Source organism: Burkholderia sp. PR2 (genome assembly GCF_052372875.1).
GTDB classification, from domain to species: domain Bacteria; phylum Pseudomonadota; class Gammaproteobacteria; order Burkholderiales; family Burkholderiaceae; genus Burkholderia; species Burkholderia diffusa.
Genome location: NZ_JBQRWH010000001.1, coordinates 238,936 through 254,163, shown reverse-complemented (window position 1 = coordinate 254,163; position 15,228 = coordinate 238,936). Strand labels below are relative to the sequence as shown.

Annotated in this window: 15 protein-coding genes and 1 tRNA gene; 6 read left to right on the top strand and 10 right to left on the bottom strand. The window is 66.4% G+C overall.

Features of this window, described 5'->3' with window-relative positions; all coding sequences use genetic code 11:
- The first annotated feature begins 55 nt into the window (after positions 1-55).
- The gene (locus tag ACT2FV_RS01095; protein ID WP_444502999.1) at positions 56-685 is read left to right on the top strand and encodes a LysE family translocator; all 630 of its coding nucleotides are present in this window, start codon (positions 56-58) and stop codon (positions 683-685) included.
- 44 nt (positions 686-729) lie between these two features.
- Here the strand turns inward: ACT2FV_RS01095 and ACT2FV_RS01090 are convergent, their stop codons facing one another.
- On the bottom strand, positions 730-2,052 hold the full coding sequence (locus ACT2FV_RS01090) for a leucine-rich repeat-containing protein kinase family protein (protein ID WP_444502998.1): 1,323 nt from the start codon (positions 2,050-2,052) through the stop codon (positions 730-732).
- A gap of 141 nt (positions 2,053-2,193) precedes the next feature.
- On the opposite strand from ACT2FV_RS01090, the gene ACT2FV_RS01085 reads away from it, so the two are divergent.
- Positions 2,194-2,278: transfer RNA gene (locus ACT2FV_RS01085), tRNA-Leu, on the top strand.
- A gap of 172 nt (positions 2,279-2,450) precedes the next feature.
- On the opposite strand, the gene ACT2FV_RS01080 is transcribed toward ACT2FV_RS01085, so the two are convergent.
- Complete coding sequence (locus ACT2FV_RS01080) at positions 2,451-3,335, bottom strand: LysR family transcriptional regulator (RefSeq protein WP_185633725.1); 885 nt, start codon at positions 3,333-3,335, stop codon at positions 2,451-2,453.
- Between the two features lie 78 nt (positions 3,336-3,413).
- Here ACT2FV_RS01080 and ACT2FV_RS01075 point away from each other — a divergent pair, with 78 nt between their 5' ends.
- On the top strand, positions 3,414-4,715 hold the full coding sequence (locus ACT2FV_RS01075) for an aspartate aminotransferase family protein (RefSeq protein ID WP_124622052.1): 1,302 nt from the start codon (positions 3,414-3,416) through the stop codon (positions 4,713-4,715).
- An 84-nt stretch (positions 4,716-4,799) separates the two neighbouring features.
- On the opposite strand, the gene ACT2FV_RS01070 is transcribed toward ACT2FV_RS01075, so the two are convergent.
- Positions 4,800-5,549, bottom strand: a complete 750-nt coding sequence (locus ACT2FV_RS01070) for an SDR family oxidoreductase (RefSeq protein ID WP_444502997.1) — start codon at positions 5,547-5,549, stop codon at positions 4,800-4,802.
- Positions 5,550-5,590: 41 nt separating this feature from the next.
- On the opposite strand from ACT2FV_RS01070, the gene ACT2FV_RS01065 reads away from it, so the two are divergent.
- The 3 genes from ACT2FV_RS01065 to ACT2FV_RS01055 all read left to right on the top strand — a co-directional run bounded on the left by ACT2FV_RS01065 (position 5,591) and on the right by ACT2FV_RS01055 (position 8,032).
- On the top strand, positions 5,591-6,568 hold the full coding sequence (locus ACT2FV_RS01065) for an AraC family transcriptional regulator (RefSeq protein WP_174906523.1): 978 nt from the start codon (positions 5,591-5,593) through the stop codon (positions 6,566-6,568).
- 154 nt (positions 6,569-6,722) lie between these two features.
- Positions 6,723-7,580, top strand: coding sequence for an AraC family ligand binding domain-containing protein (locus tag ACT2FV_RS01060; protein WP_444502996.1), 858 nt, complete (start codon positions 6,723-6,725; stop codon positions 7,578-7,580).
- 44 nt (positions 7,581-7,624) lie between these two features.
- Positions 7,625-8,032 (top strand): DUF2000 family protein, encoded by a 408-nt coding sequence (locus ACT2FV_RS01055; RefSeq protein WP_444502995.1) that lies wholly within the window; start codon positions 7,625-7,627, stop codon positions 8,030-8,032.
- Positions 8,033-8,180: 148 nt separating this feature from the next.
- Here the strand turns inward: ACT2FV_RS01055 and ACT2FV_RS01050 are convergent, their stop codons facing one another.
- From ACT2FV_RS01050 to ACT2FV_RS01020, 7 genes are all read right to left on the bottom strand, one after another.
- Entirely contained in the window at positions 8,181-8,882 is a 702-nt protein-coding gene (locus ACT2FV_RS01050; protein ID WP_006484776.1) for an ABC transporter ATP-binding protein, read from the bottom strand.
- Entirely contained in the window at positions 8,882-9,655 is a 774-nt protein-coding gene (gene livG, locus ACT2FV_RS01045; protein WP_444502994.1) for a high-affinity branched-chain amino acid ABC transporter ATP-binding protein LivG, read from the bottom strand. Before livG ends, ACT2FV_RS01050 begins: the two co-directional genes overlap by 1 nt.
- A complete protein-coding gene (locus ACT2FV_RS01040; RefSeq protein ID WP_059447699.1) occupies positions 9,652-10,923 on the bottom strand; it encodes a high-affinity branched-chain amino acid ABC transporter permease LivM in 1,272 nt (423 codons plus the stop codon). Before ACT2FV_RS01040 ends, livG begins: the two co-directional genes overlap by 4 nt.
- An 11-nt stretch (positions 10,924-10,934) precedes the next feature.
- Complete coding sequence (gene livH / locus ACT2FV_RS01035; protein ID WP_124622061.1) at positions 10,935-11,861, bottom strand: high-affinity branched-chain amino acid ABC transporter permease LivH; 927 nt, start codon at positions 11,859-11,861, stop codon at positions 10,935-10,937.
- A 174-nt stretch (positions 11,862-12,035) separates the two neighbouring features.
- Positions 12,036-13,154 carry a branched-chain amino acid ABC transporter substrate-binding protein gene (locus tag ACT2FV_RS01030; RefSeq protein WP_059534285.1) on the bottom strand — a complete coding sequence of 373 codons (1,119 nt, stop codon included), beginning with the start codon at positions 13,152-13,154 and terminating at the stop codon, positions 12,036-12,038.
- 739 nt (positions 13,155-13,893) lie between these two features.
- Positions 13,894-14,337, bottom strand: a complete 444-nt coding sequence (locus tag ACT2FV_RS01025; RefSeq protein ID WP_444502993.1) for a hypothetical protein — start codon at positions 14,335-14,337, stop codon at positions 13,894-13,896.
- Between the two features lie 363 nt (positions 14,338-14,700).
- Positions 14,701-15,210 (bottom strand): OmpA family protein, encoded by a 510-nt coding sequence (locus ACT2FV_RS01020; RefSeq protein WP_151047552.1) that lies wholly within the window; start codon positions 15,208-15,210, stop codon positions 14,701-14,703.
- Positions 15,211-15,228: the final 18 nt, after the last annotated feature.

Sequence of the window (15,228 nt, the reverse complement as noted above, 5' to 3'; positions counted from 1 at the left end):
TGGCGTGGCATCATCGCTTCATCCCGACCGCCGGAACCCCCTCCCGGAGCAACGCATGTCCATTCAGACCTGGATGCTGTTTGCCGCCGCCTATCTCGCGACGACGCTGTCGCCGGGCCCCAACGTGCTGCTCGTCATCCGCAACACGGTGCGCTACGGCTCGCGCGGCACCGCCGCGACGATCGCGGGCAACCTCGTCGCACAAGGCGCGGTGGTCATGCTCGTCGCGCTCGGCGTCGGCGCGGTGCTGGCCGCGATGCCGCCGCTATTCATCGCGATGAAGGTCGTCGGCGCCGCGTACCTGATGTTGCTGGGCGTCCGGCAACTGCGCGGCGACCGCAACGCACGCTCGCCCGACGGCCGGGCCGAGATCGTCGAGCCCGACCGCAGGAAGCTGTTCCGCGAAGCGCTGTTCGTGTCAGGCAGCAATCCGAAGACGATGATCTTCCTGTCGGCGTTCATGCCGCAGTTCATCGCACACGGTCGCCCGCTCGCGATGCAGTTCGTCGTGATGTATGTGACGATCGCATGCACCGTCGTCGTCGTGCACAGCGTCTATTCGTTCGGCGTGCGCCGGCTCCATCGTGGTATCGGCGTCAGCCCGTGGGTACGCGCGGCCAAGCGCGCCAGCGGGCTGCTGTTCGTTGGCCTCGGGATCAAGCTGCTGACCGCACGGCAGGCGTAAGCGTCCGCACGGCGACGGCCGGCGCCGCGGCGTGATCGGAACCGTCAGCCCTTGACGGCCAGCGTGGCCGCAATCTCGCCGAACGACGGCCGTGCGTCGATCTCCTCGTTCAGGCAGGCGGCGGCCAGCGCGTCGAGTACGTGCGAACCTTCCCACGCACGCGGCTCGCATCGCGCCAGCAACTCACAGAGCAAATGGCCGAACGCCCTGACTTCCAGCCGTTCGAGCCGCGCCGCGCGCACGCGGTCGTTCACGTCGTAGACCGACGCCGCGCCGAAATCGCCGAGCAGCGCGCCGCCCTTGCCGTCGTGCAGGATGTTGTGCGCGTACAGGTCGCCGTGCATGATGCCGCGCGCGTGCAGATGCGCAGCCACCGACGCGATGCCGAGCGCGATCCGCGATGCCTCGGCCGGCGCGAATCGCTCATCGGCCGCATAGACGTCGCGCGTGCAGGACGCAAAGCTCGGCGGCTCGGCGAGGTTCGTCAGCGCCGGATCGACCAGTTCCATCACGAGGCCGTGCGTGCCGTCCGGATGGCCGTGCACCTTGCCGATCACCGGAATCATGTTCGGGTGACGCCCGGCGTGCAGGCACGCGGCCATTTCGCAATCGGGCAGCCCGTCGCTCGTCACGGCCCCCTTGAACAGCTTGACCGCGACCGCGCGCGGCGCTTGGCCGTCCACCCGCCACTGCGCGCGATAAATGACACCCGATGCGCCTTCGCCGAGCTTCCGATCGAGGGCGAGCGACGTCCAGTCGATGTCCGCGACGCCCGGCTTGGCCGAAGCCGCCGATTCCAGCGCGGTGCCGAACGGATTGCCCGCGGACGCGAGCCACGCGAGACGCGGCAGACGCAGCAACCAGTCGGGCAGTTCGTCCAGCCGGTTCGCCGACAGCCGCACCAGTTCGAGCGCACGGCACGCGGCCATTTCGGGCGGCAACGTGCGCAGCCGGTTGCCCGCGAGCATCAGCTTCTGCAAGCGCGAACAATCGCCGATCTCGGCGGGTAGCGCGTCGATTTCGTTGTCGGTCAGGATCAGCCAGCGCAGCGCGCGCGGCAGCGAACGGCGCGGCACCGTGCGGATCCGGTTCGCCTTGAAACCGATCATGTCGAGCTGGGCGCATGTGCCGAGCACCTCGGGAAATTCGGTGAAGCGATTGCCGGACGCGAACAGGATGCGCAGGCGATGCAGCCGCGACAGGTCGTCCGGCAGCGCCGACAGCGCATTGCCGGACAGGTCGAGCACTTCGAGCGTGTCGGCCAGATCGAAGATTTCGCGCGGAAATTCGGTCAGCCCGCACGCGAGCTTGAGTTGCCGGGCGCCCGACAGCTGGCCGGCCTGCAGTTGTTCGAGGGTGGTGGTCACGGGGAGAAAGCGGATGGCAGTAGCGATGGTCGTCGGACCGATCGTCCGAATTCTACCGGGATCGCTTTCACGCATCCGCTCGCCGTGTCACACCCTCTTCACAAACGCGCGATGTAACGCTACAATTCGGCCCCTTGCAGTGCCGACGTGGTGAAATTGGTAGACACGCTATCTTGAGGGGGTAGTGGCGAAAGCTGTGCGAGTTCGAGTCTCGCCGTCGGCACCAAATACGGTTTTTCCGTGTTTCGTGCATTTGCAAAACCCGCGACAGCGCATGGCTTCGCGGGTTTTTTTGTTGCTTCGGCGATGCGGGACGAAGCGCTCGGTCAGATGGACGGCAAACGTCGATGTCTCGAATCCCGCGTCGATGCCTGCGTTTCCGGCGCGACGACTTCGCGTCACAGCATCGGCAACACGGCCCGGATATGCTCGGCGAACGCCGCCGTCAGATGCGACGGCCGTTTCCGGTCGAACCTCAGCGTAATGCCCACCGCCGGCAACGGCGGCAACCGCGGATCGCCGTTGACGATCGCCAGGTCGGCCGGCACGGCCGTCTGCGTCATCACCGCGAACGCCTGCCCCGAGCGCACCAGCGCGATCAGCCCCGCGAGACTGCTGCTCGCATACGCGACGCGGTAATCGCGACCGGCGCGATGCAGCGCGTCGCAGGCCGCGATGTGATCGAGCGTATCGGGATCGGACAGCGCGAGCGGCAGCGGATCGAAATGCGCGGGCTCCAGCCCCGGATAGCCGATCCAGACCAGTTGCTCGCGACGAATGATGTCGTCGTTCGCCCCATCGTCCGGCAATGAAATCATCGCGAGATCGACCGCGCGTTTCTCGAGCTGTTCGAGCAGCCGCGGCGTCGGCCCGCATACGATTTCGACGATCGCCTGCGGATGCTGGCTCGAAAACTGCCGCAGCAGCGGCGGCAGAAACACCTCCGCGTAATCGTCCGGGCACCCGAACCGGATCGTCCCCGTCAACCCCGTGCCGCACAGGTCGGCCATTGCCTCGTCGTGCTGCCGCAGGATGCGCTGCGCATGCACGAGCAGCCGCTCGCCGGGATGCGTCAGCACCACGCCGCGGCCAGTGCGCTGGAACAGCGGCTGGTCGACGATATCCTCGAGCCGCTTCATCTGCTGGCTGAGCGCGGACTGCGTCCGGCCGACGCGCGCGGCCGCGCGGCTGAGCGCGCGCACCTCGGCGATCACGACGAACGAACGCAGCAGGTCGATTTCGAGCGAGCGTCCCAAGGTATTAGCCCCCTTTCTACCTTGCATAAGAACTATTCGTTTCCATCAAACCAGACGCGCGCCTAGACTGCAAGCGATCCCTGCCCCCTTGCCCGGAGAAGCCCGATGTCCCTGAACGACGACGCAACCTTCTGGCGCAACGCCAGGCAGCACCTGGTCCGCTACGGCGGCACGTTCGAGCCGATGATCATCGAGCGCGCGAAGGGCAGCTTCGTCTATGACGCCGACGGCCGCGCGATCCTCGATTTCACGTCGGGGCAGATGAGCGCGGTGCTCGGCCACTGCCATCCGGAGATCGTCTCCGTCATCGGCGAATACGCGGGCAAGCTCGATCACCTGTTCAGCGGAATGCTGTCGCGGCCCGTCGTCGACCTCGCGACGCGCCTCGCCGACATCACGCCGCCCGGGCTCGACCGCGCGCTGCTGCTCAGCACCGGCGCGGAATCGAACGAAGCGGCGATCCGGATGGCGAAGCTCGTCACCGGCAAGTACGAGATCGTCGGCTTCGCGCAGTCGTGGCACGGGATGACGGGCGCGGCCGCATCGGCCACGTACAGCGCGGGCCGCAAGGGTGTCGGCCCGGCCGCCGTCGGCTCATTCGCGATTCCGGCGCCATTCACGTACCGGCCGCGCTTCGAGCGCAACGGCGCGTACGACTATCTTGCCGAACTCGACTACGCGTTCGACCTGATCGACCGCCAGTCGAGCGGCAACCTCGCGGCATTCATCGCGGAGCCGATCCTCAGTTCGGGCGGGATCATCGAACTGCCGGACGGCTATATGGCGGCGCTCAAGCGCAAGTGCGAGGCGCGCGGGATGCTGCTGATCCTCGACGAGGCGCAGACGGGCGTCGGACGCACCGGCACGATGTTCGCGTGCCAGCGCGACGGCGTGACGCCCGACATCCTGACGCTGTCGAAAACGCTCGGCGCCGGGCTGCCGCTCGCGGCCATCGTGACGTCCGCGGCGATCGAGGAACGCGCGCACGAACTCGGCTACCTGTTCTATACGACGCACGTGTCGGATCCGCTGCCCGCGGCCGTCGGCCTGCGCGTGCTCGACGTGGTGCAGCGCGACGGGCTCGTCGCACGCGCGAACGTGATGGGCGACCGGCTCAGGCGCGGCCTGCTCGACCTGATGGAGCGGTTCGACTGCATCGGCGACGTGCGCGGGCGCGGGCTGCTGCTCGGCGTCGAGATCGTCAAGGATCGCCGCACGAAAGAGCCGGCGGACGGCCTCGGCGCGAAGATCACGCGCGAGTGCATGAACCTCGGGCTCAGCATGAACATCGTGCAGTTGCCCGGCATGGGCGGCGTGTTCCGGATCGCGCCGCCGCTGACCGTCAGCGAGGACGAGATCGATCTCGGCTTGTCGCTGCTCGGTCAGGCGATCGAACGCGCGCTGTAACGCCGCCGCGCGGTAACGCCCTTCTCCGCATCGTACGATTCGTCGCGCCGGTTCGAGCGACCGGCGCGACGGATTCCCGATCGATCAGCGCGTTTCGGCCGCCCACGCTTCGGCATCGGCACCGGCCGGAATGCGCATCGGGCTCGACGGGTCCGTCGCCGCGCGCCACACGGCGTCGGCAACATCCTGCGCATGGGTGATCGGCCCCGACGCATCGAGCATCCTCGCGACGGCCTTTCCGGCGAACTCCGCATACGCCTCGTGTTCGAAGCCATGCATGTGCGCACGCGCGTTGTCGCCGAAACGCGTGTCGGGTGCACGGCCCGGCAGCACGAGATGCGCGCGCACGCCGAACGGTTCGAGTTCGACCGCCATCGATTCGGTGAACGCATTGACCGCCGCCTTGCTGGCCCGGTACGCGCCGACCAGCGGCAACACCTTCAGCGTGACGCTCGACGTGACGTTCACGATCACGCCGGCCCCACGCCGGCGAAACTGCGGCAGCACGGCCTGCGTCACCGCGATCGTGCCGATCGTGTTGGTTTCGAACAGCGCACGCACCGTGTCGAGCGGCGTGAGCTCGGCCGGCGCGGCCGCGCCGAAGCCTGCGTTATTGACGAGCACGTCGATCGGGCCGGCCGCGTCGATGGCGGTGCGGATGCTGTCCGTGTTCGTCACGTCGAGCGCCAGCACGCGCAGGCGTTCCGATGGCGGCAGCACGTCCTCGCGCGGTGTGCGCATCGTCGCGACGACCTGCCAGTCGCGGGCCAGGAAATGGCGGGCAATCTCGAGGCCGAAGCCGGAGGAACAGCCGGTGATCAGTACGGTCTTCATGCGAACTCCTGGGATGTGTTGGGCATGTGTCCGTACGATAGATGGCCGGATCCGTATTCGCTACAATCGAAAATCCGATTTTCTTTTGCGAGAGTCCGGCGATGATCGACCCGTTGACCGAAGTCGTGACGCTGCTGCAACCAGGCGCGCGGTACTCCAAGTCGGTTCACGGCGCGAGCCCGTGGTCGATCAACCGCACGGTCGCCGGCGAGCCGTTCTATTGCGCGATCCTCGACGGCGGGTGCCGGATCGCCATCGACGGGCACGCGCCGATCGAGCTGCTACCCGGCGATTTCGTGCTGATTCCGGCGGCCTACGGCGTCGCGATGTCCAGCCTCGAACCGCCGCCGCCGGGCGTCGAAACCGGGCCGCCGGTCGCACTCGACAACGGCGAATACCGGATCGGCGATCCGGGCAACCCGGTCGACACGCGGATGATGGCCGGCAACTGCAGCTTCGGTTCGCCGGACGCAGCGCTGCTGGTGTCGCTGCTGCCGCAATTCGTGCACGTGCGCGGCGAACCGCGGCTGACCACGCTCGTGCAACTGGTGCGCGACGAATCGCGCGCGCAGCGGCCCGCTCGCGAGATCGTGCTGGCGCGCCTGCTGGAAGTGCTGCTGATCGAGGCATTGCGGTTCACGACCGAAACGAACGCGTCGCCCGGCCTCGTGCGCGGGCTCGCCGACAATCGACTGGCAGCCGCGATCCGTGGCATGCACGCGCGCCCCGCCTATCCGTGGACGGTCGTCGAACTCGCGAAGGAAGCGGCGCTGTCGCGCTCGACGTTCTTCGAACGCTTCAGCCGCGCGGTCGGCGTCGCGCCGATGGAATACCTGCTCACGTGGCGCATGGCGCTCGCAAAGGATCTGCTCCGCCGCAACGAAGGCCGCATCGCCGAAATCGCGGGGCGTGTCGGCTACAGTTCCGCGAGCACCTTCAGCGTCGCGTTCACGCGGCATGTCGGGCGGCCGCCGGCGCAATATGCGCGTGACGAGCAGGCGGTGGCGAGCGAAGCATGAACCGCGCATGCACGCCACGCCGCGTGTCGCGACACGCGCCGGGGTCCCGCCCCGCTTCTCGCCCGATTGCCGGACGAACGGCCCGCGTTTGCCACCGGCATCACGCGATCTGCGTACACTGCCCGACACGCAACAACGACGCGCGAGGCATTCGATGACGACAGCGGCAAAGGACATCGGCACGACCGACCACTGGCTCGTCGCGCGCCGCGATCAGGAGACCGGCATCGAAAGCCTGCACGCGCATTTCAACGGCCATGCATACGATGCACACGATCACGACGACATGCTGGTCGGCTTCACCGAACAGGGCGTGCAGCAATTCCAGTGCCGCCGGTCGCTGCATACGAGCGTGCCCGGCCGCGCGATCCTGATCGAGCCAGGCGCGATGCACGACGGCCATGCGCCCGAAGCAGGCGGCTTCACCTACGGCATGCTGTACCTGCCGCAAGCATGGGTCGAGCGCGCGGCGCGCCGGCTGAATCTTCCCGGCATGGGTGGCGTCGAGGCCGCTTTCGGCCATACGCTGGTCGACGATCCCGCGCTCGTCGACACGATCCGGCAAGCGTTTCTGGCGATCCACGGCAACGAAGGCAGGCTCGCGCGCGACCAGACGCTCGACCGCCTGCTGACGCGGCTCGGCGGCGAACTGCGCGGCCCGCTCGCGCTGGAAAGCGGTGTCGTGCCGCCCGCGATCGCGCGCGTGCGCGATCTGCTGCATGCGCGGATGGACGGCAACATCGGGCTCGACGAACTCGCCAGCGTCGCCGGGATCGACCGGTTCCGGCTGACCCGGCTGTTTCAGCGCGCGTTCGGCACGTCGCCGCACGCGTATCTGGTGCGCTTGCGGCTGCGCGCCGCGCGCCGGCTGCTGGCGATCGGCCGCACGCCCGCTCAGGTCGCGGCCGATGTCGGCTTCGCCGACCAGAGCCACCTGGGCCGCTGGTTCCGCCGCGCGTACCGGATCACGCCGGCCGCGTACCGGCAAATGTGCACAAACGTTCCAGACTGATCGCACGCGGCATCCGATCATGAGTGCCCCAATGAGGAGCAAGCATGTTCGATACGAAAGTGGCACTGATCGTGCGCGACGATCTCGCGGCGTGGCAGAAACTCAATGTCGTCGCTTTTCTCGCGACGGGCATCGCGGCCGGCGCGCCCGATGCGCTTGGCGAACCGTACGAGGATGCGGCGGGCAACCGCTACGGCCGCATGTTCGGCCAGCCGATGCTGGTATTCGCGGCCGACCTGAACGGCCTGCAGGCCGCGCACCGGCATGCGCTGTCGCGCGACGTGAGGATCGTGCCGTACGTGCGCGCGATGTTTTCAACCGGGCACGATGCGGCCAACCGCGCAGTGTTTCGCGCCGAGGATGCGGAGAATCTGGATTTGGTCGGCCTCGCGTTGCACGGGCCGAAGAAGGCCGTGGACAAGGCGGTGAAGGGGCTCGCGTTGCACGCGTAAGCGGGTCGTGCAACGCCGTCGTTTTCGTTCGATTCGCGTCTGGGCCCATGTCGCCGAATCTGCGACGAATGACGCAAATCCGGCGACATTTTTCTTGCAAGATGATGGGCTGCGCCGCCGGCCCGTTGCAGGCCGGCGGCTTTCTCCATCAACCGCCGAGATACGCCTGCTTGATCCGGTCATTCGCGAGCAGGTTCGCGCCCGTGTCCGCCAGCACCACGCGTCCCGTTTCGAGCACGTAGCCGCGATCGGCCACGCCCAGCGCCTTGTTCGCGTTCTGCTCGACCAGGAACACCGTGACGCCCTCGTCGCGGATCGTCCGGATGATGTCGAAGATCTGCGCGATCACGAGCGGCGCGAGGCCGAGCGTCGGCTCGTCGAGCAGCAGCAAGCGCGGCTTGCTCATCAGCGCACGGCCGATCGCCAGCATCTGCTGCTCGCCGCCCGACATCGTGCCGGCCCGCTGCGCCGCGCGCTCCTTCAGGCGCGGAAACAGCTTGAAGACGTGCTCGATGCCGTCGTCGATTTCATGACGGCTCGCGAAGAACCCGCCCATCTTCAGGTTCTCGAGCACCGTCAGGCTCGGGAACACGCGCCGCCCTTCCGGCGAGATCGCCATCCCCTGCCGCATGATCTGGTGCGTCGACATCGCGGTGATGTCGTTGCCCTCGAACAGCACGCGGCCCGACGATGCGCGTGGCGTGCCGCACACGGTCATCATCAGCGTCGTCTTGCCGGCGCCGTTGCTGCCGATCAGCGTGACGATCTCGCCCTTGTTCACCTCGATCGACACGCCCGCGAGCGCCTCGACCGCGCCGTAGTGCGTATGGACCTGTTCCAGCTTCAGCATCACTCTTCCCCCAGATACGCCTTGATCACGCGCGGGTCGTTGCGGACCGCTTCCGGCGTGCCGATCACGATCGGCCGGCCGTGCTCCATCACGAGGATGCGGTCCGACACGCCCATCACGAGGCTCATGTCGTGTTCGATCAGCAGCACCGATACGCCGAACTCGTGGCGCAGCTTGTCGATCAGATGCTGCAACTCGATCTTCTCCTGCGGGTTGAGACCGGCCGCCGGCTCGTCCAGCATCAACAGACGCGGCTCGGTGATCATGCAGCGCGCGATCTCGAGACGCCGCTGGTGCCCGTACGACAGCGTCCCCGCCTGCCGGTTGGCGACCGACGTCAGCCCCATCCGGTCGAGCCAGACGGCCGCGCGTTCGAGCGCTGCCTTCTCGGCGCGGCGATACGCGGGCGTCGCGAACAGGCCGTGCAGCATCCCCGACTTCACCTTGCGATGCTGCGCGACGAGCAGGTTCTCGACGACCGTCAGCGACTTGAACAGGCGGATGTTCTGGAACGTGCGCACCAGGCCCTTCAACGCGATCTTGTGGCTCGGCAGCCCGGCGATCGCGTGGCCGTCGAGCACGACGTCGCCGCCGGTCGGCTTGTAGAAGCCGCCGACGCAGTTGAACACCGTGGTCTTGCCCGCACCGTTCGGCCCGATGATCGCGAACACCTCGTTGCGGCGCACGTCGAAATCGATGCCGTCCACCGCGAGCAACCCGCCGAAGCGCATCTGCAGCCCGGCGACCTTCAACAGTTCTGCATTCGCGCTCATTGCGGCAGCTCCACGTGGGGACGGCTCGCGGGCAGCAGGCCCTGCGGACGCCACATCATCATCAACACCATCACCAGACCGAAGATCAGCATCCGGTACTCGGCGAAGCCGCGCGCGACTTCCGGCAGCACGGTCAGCAGGATCGCCGCGAGAATCACGCCGAGCTGCGAACCCATCCCGCCGAGCACGACGATCGCGAGGATCAGCGCCGATTCGATGAAGGTGAACGATTCAGGATTCACGAGGCCCTGACGCGCGGCGAAGAACGCGCCGCCGATGCCCGCGAACGCCGCGCCGAGCGTGAACGCCGACAGCTTGATGCGCGTCGGGTTCAGCCCCAGCGAACGGCATGCGATCTCGTCGTCGCGCAGCGCTTCCCACGCACGCCCCATCGGCATGCGGATCAGGCGGCTCGTCACGAACAGCGTGAAGCCAACCAGTACCAGCGCGATCAGGTACAGGAAGATCACCATGTGCTCGCCGCTGTATTCCAGCCCGATCAGTTCATGGAAGGTCTTCGCGCCTTCGACGCTCGCCGAGCGCGCCATCTCGAAGCCGAACACCGTCGGCTTCGGAATGCTCGAGATGCCGTCCGGGCCACCCGTGAGGCTCGTCAGGTTGTTCGCAAGCAGGCGGATGATTTCGCCGAAGCCGAGCGTGACGATCGCGAGATAGTCGCCGCGCAGACGCAACACCGGGAAGCCGAGCAGGAAGCCGAACGTCGCCGAGGCGATCGCCGCAATCGGCAGGCACTCCCAGAACGACAGCCCGAAATACTGGTTCAGCATCGCGTAGGTATAGCCGCCGACCGCGTAGAACCCGACATAGCCGAGATCGAGCAGCCCCGCGAAACCGACCACGATGTTCAGCCCGAGGCCGAGGATCACGTAGATCAGCGCGAGCGTCGCGACGTCCACGGCGCCGCGCGAACCAAAGAACGGCCACACGAGCCCGACCGCGAGCAGCACCCAGATGATCGCGCGCTGCTGCTGCGCGCCCATCGCGGGCATCGCCGGCAGCTTCACCGCGGATTTCGCGCGCACGAGCCACGGCTTGAACAACTGGAACAGGAACACGGCCGCGACCGCGATCCACACCGGGCGCCAGTGCGGCGTGAGCACCACCTGATAGCCGTCGAGCTTCAACTGCAGGCCGAGCACCGGAATCGTGAGGATCGCCGTCAGCAGCGCGGCGGCCGCGGCATTCTTCAGCGCCTGGCCGATCGAGGCGTCGGCGGCCGGGCGGCGAACGGAAATGACTTGACTCATCTGCGTCTCCCTCAAACCTTTTCGATGTCCGACTTGCCGAGCAGGCCGGTCGGGCGGAAGAGCAGGATCAGCACGAGCAGGCCGAACGCGACGACGTCCTTGTACTCGGCCGGCATGTAGCCTGCGGCGAAGGTCTCGGCAAGGCCCAGCAGCACGCCGCCGAGCATCGCGCCCGGGATGCTGCCGATCCCGCCCAGCACCGCGGCGGTGAACGCCTTGATGCCGGCGACGAAGCCGATGTACGGATTCAGCTTGCCGATGGTCAGCCCGATCAGCACGCCGCCGACGGCCGCCAGCATCGCGCCGAGCACGAACGTGAACGAGATCACGCGGTTCGTGTCGATGCCGAGCAGGTTCGCCATCTTCATGTCTTCAGCGCATGCGCGGCAGGCACGGCCCATCCGCGAATGCGAGATGAACAGCGTCAGCGCGATCATCAGCACGATCGTCACGCAGACGATCAAGAGACGCGCATACGGAATCGTCACGTCGTAGTCGCCGCCGAGATGGATGTCGAACGCGCCGGAGATCAGGATCGGCACGGACACGTCGCGCGCGCCCTGGCCGATCTGCACGTAGTTCTGCAGGAAGATTGACATGCCGATCGCGGAGATCAGCGGCACGAGGCGCGGGCCGCCGCGCAGCGGCCGATACGCGACGCGCTCGACCGCGAAGCCGTACAGGCCGGTGACGATCACCGACACGATCAGTGCGGCGCCGAGCACGAGCGGCAGCGGATAGCCGGCGGAGATGCCGATGGCAGTCAGGGTCACGAGGCCCACGTACGCGCCGATCATGTAGATCTCGCCGTGGGCGAAGTTGATCATGCCGATGATGCCGTAGACCATCGAGTAGCCGATGGCGATCAGCGCATAGATCGCACCCAGCGTCAGGCCGTTGACCAGCTGCTGGGCGAATTGAGGAAAAAAGTCAGTCATGTGCGGGAAGCTCCCGTTGGCGCTGGGTCGCGTGCCGTCGCCGGATCACGGCGTTCGGCCGCGCGCAACGCACGGTGTCGTCTCGGGCCGCCCGTTGGCCGCGCAACGGCCAAATGCGCACGCACCCTGCCCGGGTGACGGGCAGAGCGGGTGCGCGGGGCGGATACTCCGTTGTTACTTGGCGGCGGTCTTCGTCGCGTCCTTGTGCCACGTGTAGACGACGAACTTGAACGCCTTCAGGTCGCCCTGTGCGTCATACGCGACCTTGCCGATCGGCGTGTCGAACGTCGTCTTGTGCATGTACGCGGCGACCTTCGTCGGGTCCGTCGTCTTCGCGCCTGCGATCGCGTCGGCGATGATCTTCACCGCTGCGTACGACGGCATCTGGAACGGGCCGTTCGGGTCGCGCTTCTTGTCCGCGAAGGCCTTCACCAGCGCCGCGTTGGCCGGGTCGGCCGAGAAGTCGGCCGGCAGCGTGACCAGCATGCCTTCCGAAGCCGGGCCGGCGATCGCCGTCACGTCCTTGTTGCCCACGCCCTCAGGCCCCATGAACGTGGCCTTCACGCCCTGCTCGCGCGCCTGGCGCATCAGCAGGCCCATTTCCGGGTGGTAGCCGCCGAAGTAGACGAAATCGACGCCTTGCGACTTCAGCTTCGTGATGATCGCCGAGTAGTCCGAATCGCCGGCGTTGATGCCTTCGAACAGGACGACCGGAATCTTCGCGGCTTCGAGGTCCTTCTTCACCGACGACGCGATGCCCTGGCCGTACGACTGCTTGTCGTGCAGGACCGCGACCTTCTTCGGCTTCACGTTGTTGATGATGTAGTGCGCGGCGGCCGGGCCTTGCTGGTCGTCACGACCGATCGTGCGGAAGATGAAGTGACGCTTCTTGCCTTCCGTCAGCTGCGGCGCGGTGGCCGACGGCGTGACCATCACGATGCCTTCGTTTTCGTAGATGTCGGATGCGGGGATCGTCGAACCCGAGCACACGTGGCCGATCACGTACTTGATCTTCTGGCTGACGATCTTGTTGGCGACGGCGACGGCCTGCTTCGGTTCGCATGCGTCGTCCATCTGCACCACTTCGAACTTGTTGCCGCCCGCACCGCCGGCCGCGTTGATCTGTTCGATCGCGGTCAGCGCGCCGGCCTTCACCATGTCGCCGTACTGGGCGACCGAGCCGCTCATCGGACCAGCGATGGCGATCTTCACGGTTTCCGCTTGCGCGGCGGCGGCGCCGGCGGCGAACAGCACGGCGGCGGCGGAAATGGACGTAAGACGGGACAGCGTCATCTGGGAGCTCCTCGATGTTGTTTAGTCATACGGGCAAAGGCGGCATGACTTGCGCAATCGAACAGCACCCGGGGCGAGGACATGGGACACGCCCGAGACACATGAAGACGGACCTGCGGATGGATGTTGCGTAGCGGGGCCCGGCTCTTGCAGTCCCCAACGGGGACGTCTGGTTCGGAAAGACATCGTGATGCGTCTTGCATTGCGCAAGCGTTTCGCCTGCCCCGCTTGCCAAATCGCTAGTTCGGAGGGATGGTCCGACAGCCGTTGGCAAGGCAGTCGAAATTATATGGGGGTTTTTAAATCGTCTGTCAAAAATGCCGCCTCTATGAGGGAAAACACGGAGAAACTTGGCTCGCGCGAGGTGGCGACTCGGGAGCAACCAAGATGAGCCGAGAACGTTTGCGGTGGGTGCAATTGGGTTGCTATTTCGGGTGAGTTGGTGGGCAGATTCCTTGCCGGGTGTGGGTTTCGGCGATTTGGTGTCACGCGTCGCGTGCTTCTTTGGATGCTTGGGGGCCGATCACCGAAGATCAATCAACTGATGATTGTGTCGACGCGCACCGAGTCGGGGCGATGCATCTGCGCGGCCAATCTTTCTCGTTGCCAACATAAACCAACAAAGAGAAAGCTGTTTGTGATTTTTATGAAATAATTCGCGCTCGCTTCTGCAATCCAGCCAGCCTTCCTGCGAGTCGCCCCTCCGCGATTCGCAGTCGCTTCAGGGCCGCTTCGACGCTCACACGTCACCGAGCCGCCAGCCAGTGATCTGCCGTTTTTTCTCGATACATGTCACCTGGTTCGGATCCCGATGAATCATCCTCTCCGTTTTTCTTCCGCCGCCGCGCTTGCTTGTGCGCTTTCCGTTTCCATTGCCGACGCTTCGGGCCGCGATTCGCTGGTCGATCGCCCGGGCAGTGCCAACGTGTTTCGTTCGGAACGTCGGGCCGGGGCTGCGCATGATGCGCGTGCGGCGCTCACGACGCGCCGCGCGAAGTACGCGGCGCCGGTTGAACGCAGTCCGTTCGATACGCCTGATACGCGGCCGTTGCGGGTTTCGGGCGATACGCTCGAGCCGCAGCCTTCGGTCGAACGCGAGCCCGGCGATTCTGTATGGCCCTCGAATCGCGTCGCGCTCGGCGCGGGCGGCAGCGATAGCTTCGGTCGCGCGTTGCCACGACACGAACAGCGTGCGCTGAACTGGGATGAATATCTGAGGGCCAACGGGTCGCACGCGCCTGGCGGCAGGAATTCGTATGCGCCCACGCGACCTTTCGATGCCGCGCGCGGTCCGCACGGCGCGCCGAATCCGCACGATCCGTCAGTGCCGCAGCCGGAGACGCGGACGTTCTATGACAACGGCGCGGGTTCGCATTGCACGGCGACCGGCGGTGCGGGAACGTCGCGGTCGTCTTGCAATATTGCTTGGTGAGGCACGGGGCGATCGGCAGCGGCCTCACACAGCAAGTTGCGCAATCTCAGTCTGGTCACGCACGCAAAGCGCACGATGCGCATCGCCAAACGGCGACATCGCGCTAAAGCCGCCTCACCTCGGCGAAACCACAATCGCCGCCCGCCGATTCTGCATTCTCCCGGCTGGCGTCCGGTTATCCCCCACCGGATCGCTCTTCCCCTTCCCCACGATCGCAATCCGCTTCCTGTCCAGCCCGACGTCCACAAGCTCGATCGCCACCACCTCTGCCCGCCGCCGGGACAACTCGAGATCGTAGGCAGCCTCCCCCTCCTCGTCGGAGTACCCGTACACCCGCACCCCGTTGATCCCCGCCGACCTCAACGTCCTGCCAATCCGCTCGACGATCCGCCTGACATCCGGCTTGAGGTTATACCGATCGAAATCGAACAGAATCGGCCCCGTCGACCCGAACTCGAACCCCTGCTCGGTCTCCTGGAACCCGACCGACTTCAGCGCCGTGACCTGCGTCTGCGTGAGCCCCCGATGAAGCGGCGGCGTCTTGCATCCGCCAAGCAGCAGGCACAGAAGCACCGCGCTCGCGACGCACATTCGCCCAATGCTCACAGGCAACGAGTCATCCATGATCGCCCCCTTCGTACG

Excerpts from the sequence above, each read along its gene's own strand:
- ACT2FV_RS01095 (WP_444502999.1), top strand. The coding sequence starts at position 56 with ATGTCCATTCAGACCTGGATGCTGTTTGCCGCCGCCTATCTCGCGACG.
- ACT2FV_RS01080 (WP_185633725.1), bottom strand. The coding sequence starts at position 3,335 with ATGCAAGGTAGAAAGGGGGCTAATACCTTGGGACGCTCGCTCGAAATC.
- ACT2FV_RS01075 (WP_124622052.1), top strand. The coding sequence starts at position 3,414 with ATGTCCCTGAACGACGACGCAACCTTCTGGCGCAACGCCAGGCAGCAC.
- ACT2FV_RS01070 (WP_444502997.1), bottom strand. The coding sequence starts at position 5,549 with ATGAAGACCGTACTGATCACCGGCTGTTCCTCCGGCTTCGGCCTCGAG.
- ACT2FV_RS01065 (WP_174906523.1), top strand. The coding sequence starts at position 5,591 with ATGGCCGGATCCGTATTCGCTACAATCGAAAATCCGATTTTCTTTTGC.
- ACT2FV_RS01060 (WP_444502996.1), top strand. The coding sequence starts at position 6,723 with ATGACGACAGCGGCAAAGGACATCGGCACGACCGACCACTGGCTCGTC.
- ACT2FV_RS01055 (WP_444502995.1), top strand. The coding sequence starts at position 7,625 with ATGTTCGATACGAAAGTGGCACTGATCGTGCGCGACGATCTCGCGGCG.
- ACT2FV_RS01050 (WP_006484776.1), bottom strand. The coding sequence starts at position 8,882 with ATGCTGAAGCTGGAACAGGTCCATACGCACTACGGCGCGGTCGAGGCG.
- livG (WP_444502994.1), bottom strand. The coding sequence starts at position 9,655 with ATGAGCGCGAATGCAGAACTGTTGAAGGTCGCCGGGCTGCAGATGCGC.
- ACT2FV_RS01040 (WP_059447699.1), bottom strand. The coding sequence starts at position 10,923 with ATGAGTCAAGTCATTTCCGTTCGCCGCCCGGCCGCCGACGCCTCGATC.
- livH (WP_124622061.1), bottom strand. The coding sequence starts at position 11,861 with ATGACTGACTTTTTTCCTCAATTCGCCCAGCAGCTGGTCAACGGCCTG.
- ACT2FV_RS01030 (WP_059534285.1), bottom strand. The coding sequence starts at position 13,154 with ATGACGCTGTCCCGTCTTACGTCCATTTCCGCCGCCGCCGTGCTGTTC.
- ACT2FV_RS01020 (WP_151047552.1), bottom strand. The coding sequence starts at position 15,210 with ATGGATGACTCGTTGCCTGTGAGCATTGGGCGAATGTGCGTCGCGAGC.